13 protein-coding genes and 1 pseudogene are annotated in these 15,382 nt (G+C 72.2%); 8 read left to right on the forward strand and 6 right to left on the reverse strand.

The genetic code is table 11. From position 1 onward, the window contains the following. Nucleotides 1-57 precede the first annotated feature (57 nt). From ACIQOU_RS01785 to ACIQOU_RS01795, 3 genes are all read left to right on the forward strand, one after another. Nucleotides 58-1,002, forward strand: coding sequence for an ROK family protein (locus ACIQOU_RS01785; RefSeq protein WP_401533000.1), 945 nt, complete (start codon nt 58-60; stop codon nt 1,000-1,002). Nucleotides 1,003-1,150: 148 nt separating this feature from the next. Then, nucleotides 1,151-1,345 carry a hypothetical protein gene (locus ACIQOU_RS01790; protein WP_401533002.1) on the forward strand — a complete coding sequence of 65 codons (195 nt, stop codon included), beginning with the start codon at nt 1,151-1,153 and terminating at the stop codon, nt 1,343-1,345. Between the two features lie 146 nt (nt 1,346-1,491). Beyond that, on the forward strand, nt 1,492-2,532 hold the full coding sequence (locus ACIQOU_RS01795; protein ID WP_401533003.1) for an NUDIX domain-containing protein: 1,041 nt from the start codon (nt 1,492-1,494) through the stop codon (nt 2,530-2,532). Nucleotides 2,533-2,715: 183 nt separating this feature from the next. On the opposite strand, the gene ACIQOU_RS01800 is transcribed toward ACIQOU_RS01795, so the two are convergent. Then, nucleotides 2,716-4,071, reverse strand: a complete 1,356-nt coding sequence (locus tag ACIQOU_RS01800; protein ID WP_401533005.1) for a dipeptidase — start codon at nt 4,069-4,071, stop codon at nt 2,716-2,718. A 134-nt stretch (nt 4,072-4,205) separates the two neighbouring features. On the opposite strand from ACIQOU_RS01800, the gene ACIQOU_RS01805 reads away from it, so the two are divergent. Then, entirely contained in the window at nt 4,206-5,459 is a 1,254-nt protein-coding gene (locus ACIQOU_RS01805; RefSeq protein ID WP_401533007.1) for a geranylgeranyl reductase family protein, read from the forward strand. Nucleotides 5,460-5,917: 458 nt separating this feature from the next. Here ACIQOU_RS01805 and ACIQOU_RS01810 read toward each other — a convergent pair whose 3' ends face one another. Beyond that, nucleotides 5,918-6,220, reverse strand: coding sequence for a DUF6332 family protein (locus ACIQOU_RS01810; RefSeq protein ID WP_401533008.1), 303 nt, complete (start codon nt 6,218-6,220; stop codon nt 5,918-5,920). Between the two features lie 84 nt (nt 6,221-6,304). Next, nucleotides 6,305-7,774: an MFS transporter gene (locus tag ACIQOU_RS01815; protein WP_401533009.1), complete on the reverse strand. Its 1,470-nt coding sequence runs from the start codon at nt 7,772-7,774 to the stop codon at nt 6,305-6,307. Between the two features lie 85 nt (nt 7,775-7,859). Between ACIQOU_RS01815 and ACIQOU_RS01820 the strand changes: the two genes are divergently transcribed. Then, the gene (locus ACIQOU_RS01820) at nt 7,860-8,237 is read left to right on the forward strand and encodes a MarR family winged helix-turn-helix transcriptional regulator (RefSeq protein WP_401533010.1); all 378 of its coding nucleotides are present in this window, start codon (nt 7,860-7,862) and stop codon (nt 8,235-8,237) included. A gap of 122 nt (nt 8,238-8,359) precedes the next feature. Next, nucleotides 8,360-9,190, forward strand: coding sequence for an ammonia-dependent NAD(+) synthetase (gene nadE, locus ACIQOU_RS01825; RefSeq protein WP_401533012.1), 831 nt, complete (start codon nt 8,360-8,362; stop codon nt 9,188-9,190). Nucleotides 9,191-9,270: 80 nt separating this feature from the next. Here nadE and ACIQOU_RS01830 read toward each other — a convergent pair whose 3' ends face one another. Beyond that, nucleotides 9,271-10,497, reverse strand: coding sequence for an MFS transporter (locus tag ACIQOU_RS01830; RefSeq protein ID WP_401533014.1), 1,227 nt, complete (start codon nt 10,495-10,497; stop codon nt 9,271-9,273). A gap of 220 nt (nt 10,498-10,717) precedes the next feature. Between ACIQOU_RS01830 and ACIQOU_RS01835 the strand changes: the two genes are divergently transcribed. After that, complete coding sequence (locus tag ACIQOU_RS01835; RefSeq protein ID WP_401533016.1) at nt 10,718-12,373, forward strand: cellulase family glycosylhydrolase; 1,656 nt, start codon at nt 10,718-10,720, stop codon at nt 12,371-12,373. A 36-nt stretch (nt 12,374-12,409) separates the two neighbouring features. Here the strand turns inward: ACIQOU_RS01835 and ACIQOU_RS01840 are convergent. Then, nucleotides 12,410-12,921: pseudogene (locus ACIQOU_RS01840) on the reverse strand (substrate-binding domain-containing protein); the annotation flags it as partial. A 322-nt stretch (nt 12,922-13,243) separates the two neighbouring features. Between ACIQOU_RS01840 and ACIQOU_RS01845 the strand changes: the two are divergent. Then, nucleotides 13,244-14,299: a cellulase family glycosylhydrolase gene (locus ACIQOU_RS01845; RefSeq protein ID WP_401533018.1), complete on the forward strand. Its 1,056-nt coding sequence runs from the start codon at nt 13,244-13,246 to the stop codon at nt 14,297-14,299. 66 nt (nt 14,300-14,365) lie between these two features. On the opposite strand, the gene ACIQOU_RS01850 is transcribed toward ACIQOU_RS01845, so the two are convergent. After that, a complete protein-coding gene (locus ACIQOU_RS01850; RefSeq protein WP_401533020.1) occupies nt 14,366-15,133 on the reverse strand; it encodes a hypothetical protein in 768 nt (255 codons plus the stop codon). Nucleotides 15,134-15,382: the final 249 nt, after the last annotated feature.

Raw genomic sequence — 15,382 nt, forward strand, 5'->3', positions numbered from 1 at the left:
GAGAGGCCCCCGGCGCGATGGGGGACATCCGATGGTTGACGGGGAGATCCGACACTGATGCACACCGACCTCGTGGCAGCGCTCGACATCGGCGGCACCAAGATCGCCGGGGCGCTGGTGGACGGCCTCGGCCAGATCCAGGTGCGCGCCCAGCGCGCGACGCCCGCACAGCGGGACGGCGAGACCGTGATGGGGGCCGTGGAGGAGGTCCTCAGCGACCTGACGGCCTCGCCGCTGTGGTCCCGCGTCACGGCGCTCGGCATCGGCAGCGCCGGACCCGTGGACGCGTCCGCGGGCACGGTGAGTCCGGTGAACGTGCCCGGCTGGCGGGACTTTCCACTGGTCCCGAGGGTGCGGGACGCGGTGGGCGGGCTGCCGGTCGAGCTGATCGGAGATGGCGTGGCCATCACGGCCGCCGAGCACTGGCAGGGGGCTGCCCGGGGGCACGACAACGCGCTCTGCATGGTCGTCTCCACGGGGGTCGGGGGCGGGCTGGTGCTGGGCGGCCGGCTGCATCCGGGGCCCACCGGCAACGCGGGGCACATCGGTCACATCAGCGTCGATCTCGACGGCGACCTGTGTCCGTGCGGGTCGCGCGGGTGCGTGGAGCGGATCGCGAGCGGGCCGAACATCGCTCGGCGGGCGCTGGAGAACGGGTGGCTGCCCGGGGCCGACGGGGACCGGTCCGCCGCGGCGGTGGCGGAGGCGGCGCGGCGGGGGGACGCGGTCGCGGTCGCGTCGTTCGAGCGGGCCGCGCAGGCGCTGGCCGCGGGCATCGCCGCCACGGCGACGCTGGTCGAGATCGACATAGCGGTGATCGGTGGGGGTGTGGGCAAGGCGGGGGATGTGCTGTTCACGCCGTTGCGTGCGGCGCTCGGGGGGTATGCGACGTTGTCGTTCGTGCGGCGGTTGGTTGTTGCGCCTGCGCAGATGGGGACGGATGCGGGGCTGGTGGGGGCGGCGGCTGCGGTGCTGGCTCGTGCGGGGGTTGCGGCGGCCTGAGCTTCTGGCCTCCGGCCGGGTTCTGGGTGGATGTCGGCTGGCGGCCGGTGGGGGCCCGGCGCGCCCGCGCGGCGGAGCCGCATGGTGAACACAGCCTTGCGCGCCTTTGGGGCGTGACTCTGGGGTGGGTCTGGGCGTTGGGGTGGGTATGAAGAAGCGCAGCATGCTTGCTCTTGCCTCGCTGGCCACCGGGTTTGTCGTCGCCGCGGTCAGTCCGTCGCACGCCGAGGATCACACCGTTCTCGACGATCTGAACGTCAGGGACACCGTCAGCACGCTCGATCAGACGGTCAGCCAGGACAGCTTCGCCGAGAGCGAGAACGCCCTCGGTCGGAACAACTGACCGCGTCCCCCCGGCCAGAACACGGCGCCGGTGCGCTCCTTCAGGGAGCGCACCGGCGCTGTCCTGTATGTGTCCTTAACTCGCACTGGTTTCCGAGACGGGGTGAAGCGGGCAAGCCTCAGTGGTCCAAGAGAAGAGGGGGAACCGTGATCGTCTGGATCAACGGCGCGTTCGGTGCGGGCAAGACCACGACCGCACGGGAACTGATCGACCTGATCCCGAACAGCACGTTCTTCGACCCCGAGGTCATCGGCGGAGCGCTCACGCAACTGCTCCCGCCCAAGCACCTCGCCGAGGTCGGCGACTGTCAGGACCTGCCGGTGTGGCGCCGTCTCGTCGTCGAATCGGCCGCCGCGATGCTGGCCGAGCTGGGCGGGACCCTCGTCGTCCCGATGACCCTGCTGCGCCAGGAGTACCGCGACGAGATCTTCGGAGGGCTCGCCGCGCGTCGGATCGGCGTCCACCACATCGTCCTCGCCCCGACCGACACGGTCCTGCGAAAACGCATCGCCGACCGGGAGGTCCCACCCGGCCTCGGCGACGGGGAGATACGTACCCGGCAGTGGTCGTCCGACCACATCGAGCCGTACCGCGCCGCCCTCGCCTCCTGGCTCACCGCCGACGCCCACCTCGTCGACACCAGCACCCTGACCGCGCGTGAGGCCGCCGCCCGGATCGCCGAGGCCGTCGGCAACGGGCAGGTGCCGGCCTGCGACATCGTCCAGACGCCCGAGCCCACCGCCGAGACCCTCGCCGCCGGAGTCCTCCTCTTCGACGAACGGGACCGCGTCCTGCTGGTCGACCCGACGTACAAGGCGGGCTGGGAGTTCCCCGGTGGCGTCGTCGAACCCGGCGAGCCCCCCGCCCGCGCCGGGATGCGCGAGGTCGCCGAGGAGACCGGCATCCACCTCGACGTGCCGCCCCGCCTCCTGGTCGTCGACTGGGAGGCACCGGCACCGCCCGGCTTCGGCGGCCTGCGCTTCCTCTACGACGGCGGGCTGCTCGACTCCGACGAGGCGGCCCGCCTGCTGCTGCCCGGCCCCGAACTGCGCGACTGCCGCTTCGTCACCGAGGACGAGGCCGCCGACCTCCTGCCGCCGGTCCGCTACGAACGCCTCCACTGGGCGTTGCGCGCGCGGGAGCGGGGCGCGGCGATGTACCTGGAACGGGGAGTTCCGGTGCCGTGAGTCCCTGGTGGGGCGGCGGCACGCGCGCGTACGTGACGACGACGGTGTGAAACGTCCCTCCGCGCGCGGGGCGGCGTCGACGAGGAAGACCGTCCACCAGGCGTCTCGTGAAACGTCCCTCCGCGCGCGGGGCGGTGGACTGCTCCGGCGTCACCCCGCGCGCGTACCCGTCGTGCTGCCGGGTCAGCCGGCCGCGTAGTTGCGCAGGAACAGGGCCTCCGCCACCGACAGGCGCTCCAGCTCCTGCGGGGACACGCTTTCGTTGACCGCGTGGATCTGGGCCTCCGGCTCGCTCAGCCCGATCAGCAGGATCTCCGCCTCGGGGTAGAGCGTGGCGAGGGTGTTGCACAGCGGGATGGAGCCGCCCTGACCGGCGTACTGCATCTCCTGGCCCGGGTAGGCCACCGCCATCGCCTCGGCCATCGCCGCGTACGCCGGGCTCGTGGTGTCCGCCCTGAACGCCTGGCCCTGCGCGACGTGTTCGGTGTGCACCCGCGCACCCCACGGCGTGTGCGCCTCCAGGTGGGCCTGGAGCAGCTTGGTCGCCTCGACGGCGTCCACGCCCGGCGGCACCCGCAGGCTGACCAGCGCCCGCGCGCTCGCCTGCACCGACGGGGTGGCGCCGACCACCGGCGGGCAGTCGATGCCGAGGACCGTGACGGCGGGCCGCGCCCAGATGCGGTCGGCGACCGTGCCCGCGCCGATCAGCTCGACGCCGTCCACCACCCTGGCGTCCTTGCGGAACTGCGCCTCGTCGTACTGGAGGCCGTCCCACACCGACGTGGCCGGGAGGCCGTCGACCGTCGTCGAGCCGTCCTCGGCGCGCAGCGAGTCCAGGACGCGGATCAGGGCGCTGAGCGCGTCCGGGGCCGCGCCGCCGAACTGGCCCGAGTGCAGGTTGCCTTGGAGGGTGTCGATCCGCACCCGCACCTGCGTCATGCCCCGCAGGATGGTGGTGACCGTCGGCAGGCCGACGCGGAAGTTCCCGGCGTCGCCGATGACGATGGTGTCGGCGGTGAGGAGGTCCGGGTGCTGCTCGGCGTAGCGTTCGAGGCCGCCCGTGCCCATCTCCTCGGAGCCCTCGGCGATCACCTTGACGTGCACCGGGACGCCGCCGTTCGCCTTCAGGGCGCGCAGCGCGAGCAGGTGCATGAGGACGCCGCCCTTGCAGTCGGCGGCACCGCGCCCGTACCAACGGCCCTCACGCTCGGTCAGTTCGAACGGCGGGGTGGTCCAGGCGCTCTCGTCGAGCGGCGGCTGCACGTCGTAGTGGGCGTACAGGAGAACCGTCTTCGCGCCCTCGGGACCGGGCAGGTACCCGTACACCGACTGGGTGCCGTCGGGGGTGTCGAGCAGCGCCACGTCCTGGAACCCCTCGGTGCGCAGCGCGTCGGCGACCCAGGTGGCGGCGCCCTCGCTCTCGCTCCTGGGGAACTGGTCGAAGTCGGCCACCGACTTGAAGGCGACCAGTTCGGCCAGCTCCGTTCGCGCCCTCGGCATCAGCGAGGCGACGGTCTCGGCGACCGGATTCGACGACATGGGCACGCTCCTGGTGGGTGCGACGTTGTGATGTACGTGTGGGTGTGAAGATCCTCCCACAGTGGCCTGCGGCGACGTCCGCCGTAGGATGCGGGGGACAGCGGCAGACGGCAGAGACGGAGCAGCGGACCATCGTGAGCGGCGAGAACTCTTCGGCGGACGACGTGCAGCAGGTGTGGGACGTCGTCGTGGTGGGCGCGGGACCCGCAGGGGCCTCGGCGGCCTATGCGGCTGCCGTCGCGGGACGGCGGGTGCTGCTGCTGGAGAAGGCGGAGCTGCCCCGGTACAAGACGTGCGGGGGAGGCATCATCGGCCCCTCCCGCGACTCCCTCCCACCCGGCTTCGACCTGCCCTTCCGGGACCGGGTGCACGCGGTGACCTTCTCCAACAACGGCCGGTTCACCCGCACCCGCCGCTCCCAGCAGATGCTGTTCGGGCTCATCAACCGCCCTGAGTTCGACCACCAGTTGGTCGAGTACGCGCAGAAGGCGGGCGCCGAGCTGCGCACGGGCGTCACCGTCCAGCGCGTCGAGCAGCACGGCTCGGCGGTGCCGGACCGGCGCACGGTCGCGGTGGTCCTCCAGGGTGGGGAGACGCTGTTGGCGCGTGCGGTGGTCGGCGCGGACGGCAGCGCCAGCCGGATAGGCGCGCACGTCGGCGTCAAGCTTGACCAGGTGGACCTGGGCCTGGAGGCGGAGATCCCGGTGCCCGGGACGGTCGCCGAGGACTGGCAGGGGCGGGTGCTCATCGACTGGGGCCCGATGCCCGGCAGTTACGGCTGGGTGTTCCCCAAGGGCGACACCCTGACGGTCGGGGTGATCTCCGCGCGCGGTGAAGGCGCGGCCACCAAGCGGTACTTGGAGGAGTTCATCGGCCGGCTCGGGCTGGCCGGTTTTGAACCGAGCATCTCCTCGGGGCACTTGACCCGCTGCCGTTCCGACGACTCGCCGTTGTCGCGCGGCCGGGTGCTGGTGTGCGGGGACGCGGCGGGGCTGCTGGAGCCGTGGACCCGTGAGGGCATCTCCTTCGCGCTGCGTTCGGGGCGGCTCGCGGGGGAGTGGGCGGTCCGGATCGCCGAGTCGCACGACGCGGTGGACGCTCGCCGCCAGGCGCTGAACTACGCGTTCGCCATCAAGGCGGGCCTCGGTGTCGAGATGAGCGTCGGCAGGACCCTGCTGGCGGTCTTCGAGCGCCGCCCGGGCCTCTTCCACGCGGCCCTGACCGGATTCCGGCCCGCGTGGAACGCGTTCCGGGAGATCACGCAGGGCCGCACCACCCTCGGTGACCTGGTGCGCACCCACCCGATGGCCCAGCGCGCCCTGACCGCGTTCGACCGACGCCCGCAGACGACCGGGGTGACCGAAGCGGACGACGAGCCCGACGCCTGACGCCGACCCGGGAGGGCGAGGAACGGGGAACAGTGAAGTCGTCGGGCTCGCCGACCTGTTGAGGCGGGGCGGCCGGCCGGGTCGGCGCGGGCTCGGCCTCCGTTCCTGCCCCCGCTGATGCCAGCACCCGCCCGAGGGAGCCGCGCAGGTGACCCGCGACGACGCCGAGGTGGCTCTTCAGCAGGCCGCTGGTCGACGCCGAGGAGCGGGACGCGCTCGGGGCGACCCGACCGGCTCTGCCCCTGTGCCAACGACGCGTGCCGACTGTTCCTGTCCTGCTCGACCGGCAGCCGCGCCAACCGCGCCCGCCGGTGCCCGATGGCCGTCTGCGGCAACCGTGAAAAGGCGCGGCACCCCTATGAAAAGCACCGCTGAGACACGTGCCCTACCTGGTGCAACGGCCCACGCTCGACGGTGAGTTACCAGCCCCCCGGGTCACGGCGTCGTTCGAAGGGCGTTCAACTGCCCTTCCTTGACCGGGAGTCGGGGCGGGTGCGCCTCGGTCGGCTCGGCTGCGGGCCCTGCTGGAAGCGGACCAGCACACTCACCACCCGGGCCAGGAACAGGACGGACGCCAGGGCCGACGCCGTCCAGGACAGGGCGTGTTCCATCGGCGCGGGCAGGGCGAAGAGCAGGGCCGGTCCGGCCACCGCCCCGTAGACGACGGCCGCCGCGAAGGCCGCGCTGAGCACGGCGTACCCGATCTCGACGGTCATGGCGTCCCGCCGGGCCTGACCACGCCGTCCCCCGTATGCGTTCACGCGCCTACCGTCGCAGCCGGGTGCCCGGCGAGGCGAACCCCGCCGGGCACATGGTGGGGGCGGACCCCCGCGGGTGCGGTCGGCTCAGTCGTGGACCGGCACCCGGTGCGCCTCCCGGGCGGTGGACCTGGCGACGACGACGGACTCCTGACGGGCGCGCAGACCGGGCAGCGTGATCAGCAGGCCGACGGCGGCGATGCCGGTGACCACGATCAGCCCCGGACGGTAACTGTCCAGGACGGCCTGCGCGGTGGCGTGCGCCGGGGCGCCCGCCGTGACGACGGCCGTCACGACGGCGAGGAAGAGCGCGCCGCCCACCTGCACCGAGGTGTTCAACAGGCCGGAGACCATGCCCTGTTCGTGGTCCTCGACGCCGCTGGTGGCCTGGATGTTCAGGGACGGGAAGACCAGCGCGCAGGCCGCGCCGATCAGCAGCATCGACGGCAGGATGACGACCGCGTACACCGGGTCGAGGCTCACCCGCAGGAACAGCGCGTACCCGACGGCCATCAGCGCGAAGCCCACCACGATCAGCCGCTGGGTGCCGAACCGGTCGACGACGGCACCCACCTTCGTCGAGGAGACCGCCACCAGCGCGCCCGCGGGCAGGAAGGCGAGCGCGGTGTGCAGCGCCGACCAGCCGAGCAGCGCCTGCATGTACAGCGTGACCAGGAACTGGAAGCCGACGTACGAGCCGAAGAACGCCATCGCGCCGAGCTGCGCGCGGATCTGGCTCCCGGAGCGCAGCACGCCGAGCCGGACCAGCGGGCCGGGGGAGCGCCGTTCGACCAGCACGAACGCGGTCAGCAAGGCGGCGACGGCCAGGAAGGAGAGCAGCGTACGGGCCGATGCCCAACCGGCCTCCGGGGCCTGGACGACGGTGAGGACGAGCAGCAGCATCGACGCGGTGCCCAGCACGGCGCCGGGGACGTCGTAGCCGTTGTGGTCCTTCTCGCGGGCGCCGCGCGGCAGCAGCTTCAGCCCCGCCAGCAGGGCGACGACGGCGATCGGCGCGGGCAGCAGCATGGTGAGCCGCCAACTCACCTCCGTGAGCAGGCCGGAGAGGACCAGGCCCATCGAGAAGCCGGTGGCCGCGCAGGTGGTGTAGAGGGACAGGGCGCGGTTGCGCAGCGGGCCTTCCGGGAACGTCGTCGTGATGATCGACAGTCCGGCCGGTGCCGTGAACGCCGCGCTGAGGCCCTTGACGAAACGGCTGGCGATCAGCAGCGGACCCGAGTCGACGAGCCCGCCGAGCAGCGAGGCCAGGGCGAAGACGCCGAGCGCGACGAGGAACACCTGACGCCGGCCGAGCAGGTCGGCGGCGCGTCCACCGAGGAGCAGCAGGCCGCCGTAGCCGAGGATGTAGCCGCTGACCACCCATTGCAGGGTCGAGGTGGAGAGGCCCAGGTCGGAGCCTATGGAGGGGAGGGCGACGCCGACCATCGAGACGTCCAGGGCGTCCAGGAACATCGCGGCGCAGAGCACCAGCAGGGTGCCCCAGAGGCGGGGCGTCCAGCGCCCGTCGGAGGCGGGAGCGGTGAGCGGAGAGGTCATGCCCGAGAGGCTACATGCGTATGCATTGAATGCAAGCTCATTTAATTCCAGTGCAACAAACCTGGTTCTCTGCTACGGTGCGCGCATGGCGGCGAAGAAGGCCGAGCGGGCGCTCGTGGACGAGTGGCGGGGCATCCTCGCGCTGCATGCCCGCACCCAGTGCGAACTGGACCGCGCTCTGCACCAACACGGCCTGTGCGCAAGCGACTTCGAGGTTCTGGACGTGCTGGCGGAGGGCGCCTGCGGCTACCGCGTCCAGGAGATCTCGGACCGGGTCCATCTGAGCCAGAGCGCCCTGTCGCGGCTGATCGTGCGGCTGGAGAAGGGCGACCTCGTCGAACGCGGGACGTGTGTGGAGGACCGGCGGGGCGTGCGGGTCGCCCTGACCGGCAAGGGGCGCGCGTTGCACGCCGAGGTGCTGCCGGTGCAACGGGCCGTGCTCACCCGGATGTTGAGGGGCTGAGGCGCGGACGGCGGCGGGAGTCCCGGGCCGGGTCGGTACCCCTTGTGCGGGGCCGCGCGGGGACGGAAGACAATGTCGGCGGAGAGTTTCCGCCCCACACCCGGCAACAGCGAGGAGCAACCGTGAGCGACCAGCCGTCCACGTCCGTGCAGGAGACGATCGCCCAGGATCTGCTGGTCAGCCCCGCCTTCGACGCGGAGCACGAGATAGAGCGCCGGGTGGCCTTCCTCGCCGGCCAGTTGACCTCCGCCGGACTGCACGCGCTGGTGCTCGGCATCAGCGGCGGCGTCGACTCGACGACCACGGGGCGGCTCTGCCAGCTCGCGGTGGAGCGGGTGCGGGCCGCCGGGCAGGAGGCCACCTTCTACGCGATGCGGCTGCCGTACGGCGTTCAGGCCGACGAGAAGGACGCCCAGCTGGCGCTGGAGTTCATCCGCGCCGACCAGGTGCTGACCGTGGACGTGAAGCCCGCGAGCGACGCCGCGCTGGACGCGGTGCTGGCCGGCGGCACGGTGTTCCGGGACGCCCGTCACCAGGACTTCCTGCACGGCAACATCAAGGCACGCCAGCGGATGATCGCCCAGTACGCGGTGGCGGGCGCGCACCGGGGACTGGTCGTCGGTACGGATCACGCGGCCGAGGCGGTCTCCGGGTTCTTCACCAAGTTCGGGGACGGCGCCGCCGACGTCGTTCCGCTGACCGGGCTCACCAAGCGGCGGGTGCGTGCGGTCGCGCAGGCGTTGGGCGCGCCGTCGACGCTGGTCGGGAAGGTGCCGACGGCCGACCTGGAGACGTTGAACCCCGGGCTGCCCGACGAGGACGCGCTCGGGGTGGCGTACGACCACATCGACGACTTCCTGGAGGGGCGGCCCGTCGACGAGGAGGCCGCCTCGGCCATCGTGCGCCGCTATCACGCGACCGAGCACAAGCGGCAGCTGCCGATCGCTCCGTGAGCCGGACGACCTGTCGGGGCCGGGTGACGCCGGGTCCCGACAGGTGAACTCCCTTGCCCTGGAGGAGATCTGACGGAGCGTCAGGCCGCGTGGCGGAGTGGTGCGTGACCGGTCGCGCGGCGGGTGGTGAAGCCTATGGCCGCCGCCGTCGCGGAGAGGACCGCCACACTGACGAGGGCGGTGGGCAGCGAGAACCAGTCCGCCATGAACCCGATGGTCGGCGGGCCCAGCAGCATGCCGCTGTAGCCGAGCGTGGAGGCGATCGCGACGCCGTCGGGTCCGGCGTGGGCTCCGGCGCGTTCGATGGCGACCGGGAAGAGGTTGGCGATGCCGAAACCGGCGATCCCGAAGCCGAGCAGGGCCGCCCAGGTGGTGGGCGCGAGTGCCCCGAGCAGCATCCCGGCCGCCGAGACGGCGCCCCCGCACACGATCACCCGGGTCTGCCCGAGCCGCATCAACTGGACGGTCCCGGACAGCCGCCCGGCCGTCATGGCCAGCGCGAACAACGAGTAACCGGCCGCCGCGACCCCGGGTGACGTGCGCAGATCCTGTTCGAGGTGGAGCGCGCCCCAGTCGGCCATCGCGCCCTCGCCGTAGGCCGTGCAGAGGGCGATGACACCGAAGGTGATGACGATCCGGCGGGACGTGGTGGCGGCCTGGCGGGGTGCGCCGTTCGACGGTTTTGAGGGTTCGGTCGGCTTCGGGGCGTGGAGGCGGAGCAGCGCGGGGCCCGCCAGTGCCGTGACCAGGAGGCCGATCACGGACAGCCCGAACAGATGCGCGGTCGGGGTGAGGAAACCGGCGACCAGCCCGCCGAGCCCGGCCCCGAGCATCGCGCCGAGGCTGAAGGCGGCGTGGAAACTCGGCATGATCGGCCGGCGCAGGGCGGCGACCAGATCGACGGCGGCGCTGTTGAAGGCGACGTTGATCCCGCCGTACGCGGCCCCGAAGGCCAGCAGCACGAGGCCGAGGGCGAGCGCGGAGTGGGTGAGGGGAGGGAGGGCGACGCTGAGAGAGAGGAGCACCGCGCACACGACGGTGACCCGATGGCTCCCGTAACGGCGGCACAGGCGTCCGGTGAGGGTCATCGTGACGACGCCACCGGCCGAGACGCCGAGGAGGGCGAGACCGAGGGCGCTGGCGGAGGCGCCGGTCTGCTGCTTGATCGCGGGGATGCGCACGACCCACCCGGCGAAGACGAAGCCGTCGAGGGCGAAGAAGGTGGTGAGGGCTATGCGGAGCCGGGTGAGATGGTCCGTGGTCCCCGGCACCACGCTGTGCGAGCGGGGTTTGTTTATTAGCGGCACAAACTCAGGCTAGGCGAGGGAGGCGGGCGGGGCAAGAAGGCTTCCGCACGTCCGGGGCGGGCGGGGGAGGCGGGAGCCGGGCGGGCGGGGTCCGTCCGATGCCTTGACGTGTCTCTGACGCGTGAGTTGTATGGGAGCGCTCCCATGCTCCACCGCGCCCCCGCGCACCTCACCCCACACCCCTGCCTGAAATCCCGGGCCCTCACTCCCTGGAGCCGCAGTGAGAACCACCAGGAGCCCCCTTTCTCGCCTGTTCACAGCCCTGGCCGGCCTTCTCGGGCTGGTCCTTGTCGGCGGTGGCCTCTCCTCGGCCGCCGCCTACGCGGCGCAGCCGCCCGCCGCGCTCGCCACCGGACTGCACATCGCCGACGGCCGCCTCGTCGAGGGGAACGGCAACGACTTCGTCCTGCGCGGCGTCAACCACGCGCACACCTGGTACCAGAACCGCACCCGGCAGTCGCTGGCCGACATCAAGGCCCTCGGCGCCAACTCCGTCCGCATCGTGCTGGCGGACGGGCACCGCTGGAGTGCGAACAGCGCCTCGGACGTCGCCGACGTTGTCGGCCAGTGCAAGGCCAACCGGCTGATCTGCGTCCTGGAGGTGCACGACACCACCGGCTACGGCGAGGACGCGGCGGCCGGCACGCTGGACCAGGCCGCCGACTACTGGATCGGCCTCAAGGACGTCCTCGCCGGCCAGGAGGACTACGTCATCATCAACATCGGCAACGAGCCCTGGGGCAATACCGATCCGGCCGGCTGGACCGCCCCCACCATCGCCGCCGTCCACAAGCTCCGGGCCGCCGGGTTCGCCCACACCCTCATGGTGGACGCGCCCAACTGGGGGCAGGACTTGCAGGGGGTCATGCGCGCCAACGCCCAGGCCGTGTACGCCGCCGACACCACGGGCAACCTGATCTTCTCGATCCACATGTACAGCGTCTTCGACACCGCCGCCGAGATCACCGACTATCTGGGCGCCTTCGTCGCCGCCCATCTCCCCATCCTGATCGGTGAGTTCGGCGGACCGGCCGACCAGTGGGGCGATCCGGACGAGGACACCATGATGGCCACCGCCGCGCGGCTCGACCTCGGTTATCTGGCCTGGTCCTGGAGCGGCAACACCGACCCGGTCCTCGACCTCTCCCTCGACTTCGACCCGACCCGCCTCAGCTCCTGGGGCCAGCGCGCCTTCAACGGCGCCGACGGCATCGCCCGCACCGCCCACGAGGCCACGGTCTTCGGCGGCGGCACCCCCACCGACACACAGGCCCCGACCGCCCCCGGCACCCCCAACGCCTCGGCCGTGACGGCGACTTCGGCCACCCTCGACTGGACGGCCGCCACGGACGATGTCGGCGTCAGCCGCTACGACATCGTCCGCGTCAGCGGCACCACCGAGAGCGCCTTCGCCAACTCCACCACCAACAGCGTGAGTCTGACCGGCCTCACCCCCGACACCGCCTACACCTTCGCCGTCTACGCCCGTGACGCCGCCGGCAACAAGTCCACCCGGTCCGCCACGGTGAGCCTCACCACCGGCCACGCCCCGGCGCTCTCCTGCTCGGTCGGGTACCGGATCGTCGGCGACTGGCAGGGCGGATTCCAGGGCGAGTTGACCCTCCGCAACACCGGGACCACCGACCTCGACGGCTGGACACTCGCCTTCTCCTTCGCCGACGGCCAGACCGTCAGCACCATGTGGGGCGGCACCGCGACCCAGAACGGCAGCGCGGTGAGCGTCGCCGCCGCGTCCTACACCTCCGCCGTCCCGGCCGGCGGATCGGTCACGGTCGGCTTCCTCGGCAGCAGGGGCGCCACCAACACCGCGCCCACGTCCTTCACCCTCAACGGCAGCTCCTGCGCGGTGAGTTGAGATGCCGGACGCCGCTGGACGGCAGGCATCCGCCGTTCAGCGGCCCGGCGCCGCCGTGCTGTGCCGGACGACCAGCCCGGTGCCGGGGCGGGAGCGTCGCCGGGAGGGATCTGCCGCAGCACACCTCGTACGCAACGGCGGCCCACCTCCGCGAAGTCCTGGTGCACGGTGGTCAACGGCGGTACGAAGAACGCCGCTTCGGGGATGTCGTCGACGCCCACGACACTGATGTCCGCCGGCACCGACAGCCCGCGTTCGGGGAAGGTCCGCAACAACCCCGGCGCCATCTGGTCGTTGGCGGCGAACACGGCCGTGCAGTCGTCCTCACCGGCGAGCGCGAGCCCGGCCGTGCAACCGGACTCCGCCGACCAGTCGCCGTGGCTGTCCTGGGCCGGGACGTCGACCGGGATCAACGTGATCGCGTACCCCTCGGCCGCCGCATGCGTGGTGATCGCCTCCACGGTCCTGCTGTTGCCCGTCGACGACAGGCTGAAGGTGATCACGCCGATGATGCGGAACCGGCCGTGACAGCGCAGCGCCCGCGCCGCGCGCGACCGGGGAGGCCGCTCCTCGTCGTCGAGCCCCATAGCTGCGCCCCTCCCGCCCTCGTCCCCCGACGGGAGGGTACGGGGTGGACACCTTGACGGCCGTCGGGGCGGATGCCACGATTCCGACGCCCCGGACGTCGACGTGAACATCGCCCGCAGGACCCTGCCTGAAACTGTCTCAACAGGCCTTCCCTGCAAGCGACGTTGGCGTCAACACCCGGTCCCTGGCGGGCGGTCGGCCAGGGCCGCGGGGCAGCGTTCAGTGGCGACGGCGTGAGCGCCCCGCACCCGCCGGGCCCACGTCTCCTGAAAGGGCACGTCGATGCAGAAGTCCCGCGCCGGAACCCGCCGCACCCCCCGGACCCGCGCCGCGCTGGCCGCCGTCGCCCTCGCCGCGCTCGTCGGCCCGACCCTCACGGCCGGTCCCGCGTCCGCCGCGCCGCACACCGGCACCGCCCAGTTCAAGGGCGTCAACTGGGCCGACCCCAGGGACAACTTCGCCGACGACCCCATCGTCCTGTCCGGCCTGTCCACCTCCGACAGCTACGCCCTGACCTACGCGAGGGCGAGCCGGGTGATCGCGGCCTTCCGGGCCAACCTCGGCGCCAACACCGTGCGGCTTCCCATCAACCCGTACACCGTCAACGGCCCCTACTGGAAGGCGTATCGGGGCGTCCTCGACGCGGCGACCGACCAGGGCTTCAAGGTCATCGTGTCCTACTGGGAGGGCACCGGCGACCGCAAGGACGGCTTCATCGACGACCCCGCCACCTTCTGGCCCATGTGGGACACCGTCGTCACGGCCTACCGGCACAACTCCCGTGTCTTCTTCGAGCCGATGAACGAACCCCACGGCTACACCGACACCGCGTGGGCCGACATCGCGGCCACATGGCTCGACACCTACCCCACGGTCCCGCGCGACCGGGTCTTCGTCAGCGGCGCCGGCTACAACGACCACGTCACCTCGGTCTGCGCCGACCCGCGCCTGAAGGGCACCTATCTGTCCCTGCACCACTACGGGTTCTGGAAGTCCTACGCCACCTACGACCAGTGGGCCGCCGACCTCAAGGAACGTATCGGGGACTGCGCCGGGCGGACCGTCGCGGACGAGTTCGGGGCGCCGATGACGACCGGCCTCGACTACAACACCCGAACGCCGGACGACAATTCGGTCCACTTCATCCAGGCCGACACCGACACCTTCCGCGAGCTCAGGATGGGATCGGTGTACTGGCCCGGTCTGCGCACCGACGACACGTACTCCCTCCAGAAGCTGATCGGCGACGCCACCCGGCCGTGGCTCGCGACCACCAACCAGTCCGGCGCCGACCGGCTGGCCTGGGCATGGGGGCGCGGCAAGCCGGTCACGCCCTGACCCGACGGCGCGGGCGGCGTGCGGGGGCGGTGGGTCGACCGGCGACCGCCCCCGCCGCTCGGGCCGTCAGCCCAGGCAGATCACCAGCAGGCAGAGCTTCGCGGACGACGAGGACGGGTCGTCGGCGGTCTCGGACGGCGTCGGCGTCGAACTCGGCTCGGAGGACCCGGAGTTCGCGTCGTCGGGCGCCGTCGGCGTGGGCGACACAGCGGCTGTGTCCTCGGTGTTCTCGGTGTCCTTGGTCTTCTCGGTCGCCGGCGAGACGGCGGACTGCTGCTGCGCGCCGCCCGGCGTCGAGGCCGGCGTCGGAGTGGTCGGGGTGTCGCTCGGGACGAGCTTCAGGGTCGTGCGGGGTGAGTCCGCCGACTGCTCGTGCGGCGCGTTGGCCGAGGGCGTCCGCTTCGGCGTGGTGACGACGCGGCTGCTCTTGCGGGCGGCCGACGGGGTCGACGTGGGGTCGGTGATGTCGGCGGCCTGCTCCTGCACGCCGCCCATGCCCCGCGGGTCGGGCGCGGCGGTGGCCTGCGCCCGGTCCGCCGCACCCCGGTTCATCGCGGCGACACTCAACCCGCCGCCGACCAGGGCGACGGCGGTCGCGACGGCCGCCCGGCGCTTGTTCTTCTTCCACCGCGCCAACTGCCGCCGCCGCGCGGCCCGGCCCTGGGACGCGACGGGCGCGTCCACGACATCGTCGGAGAAGACGTCACCCGAGGGACTGAAGACCGCCGTCTCCGGGGCGGCGTGAGGTGTCACCTCGTAGGCCGCGCTGTCGTGCCCGGTGGACGGGGCGGGGTGATCGCCGTCGTACGACGCGGCCGCCGTCCGGGGAGCCATGTCCGGGGCGTAGGCCCCGCAACCGGGGCACACCAAAGCCCCGTTGAGGTGCCGACGGCATGTGGAGCAGTAATCCATCTCGGTCTCTCTGACACGTTCGTACAGGGGAGCGATCGGCCAGTAACGCTAACGGCGCCTTCGTACGGCTGTGTGCAGCCTGTGTGTCGCTCCTGCACAGATTCCCGGCCACGTCATGGACAAGGGCCCGGAGTCCGAGCAGGTCGCGAGTCGCGCGGAATCCGGTGGGCG

Origin of the sequence: Streptomyces sp. NPDC091279 (assembly GCF_044757465.1) — a bacterium.
Lineage (GTDB): Bacteria > Actinomycetota > Actinomycetes > Streptomycetales > Streptomycetaceae > Streptomyces.

What these genes read in the sequence shown, in the direction of transcription:
- ACIQOU_RS01800 (WP_401533005.1), bottom strand. Translation starts at nt 4,071, where the DNA reads ATGTCGTCGAATCCGGTCGCCGAGACCGTCGCCTCGCTGATGCCGAGG.
- ACIQOU_RS01845 (WP_401533018.1), top strand. Translation starts at nt 13,244, where the DNA reads ATGCAGAAGTCCCGCGCCGGAACCCGCCGCACCCCCCGGACCCGCGCC.
- ACIQOU_RS01815 (WP_401533009.1), bottom strand. Translation starts at nt 7,774, where the DNA reads ATGACCTCTCCGCTCACCGCTCCCGCCTCCGACGGGCGCTGGACGCCC.
- ACIQOU_RS01785 (WP_401533000.1), top strand. Translation starts at nt 58, where the DNA reads ATGCACACCGACCTCGTGGCAGCGCTCGACATCGGCGGCACCAAGATC.
- ACIQOU_RS01850 (WP_401533020.1), bottom strand. Translation starts at nt 15,133, where the DNA reads ATGGCTCCCCGGACGGCGGCCGCGTCGTACGACGGCGATCACCCCGCC.
- ACIQOU_RS01820 (WP_401533010.1), top strand. Translation starts at nt 7,860, where the DNA reads ATGGCGGCGAAGAAGGCCGAGCGGGCGCTCGTGGACGAGTGGCGGGGC.
- ACIQOU_RS01790 (WP_401533002.1), top strand. Translation starts at nt 1,151, where the DNA reads ATGAAGAAGCGCAGCATGCTTGCTCTTGCCTCGCTGGCCACCGGGTTT.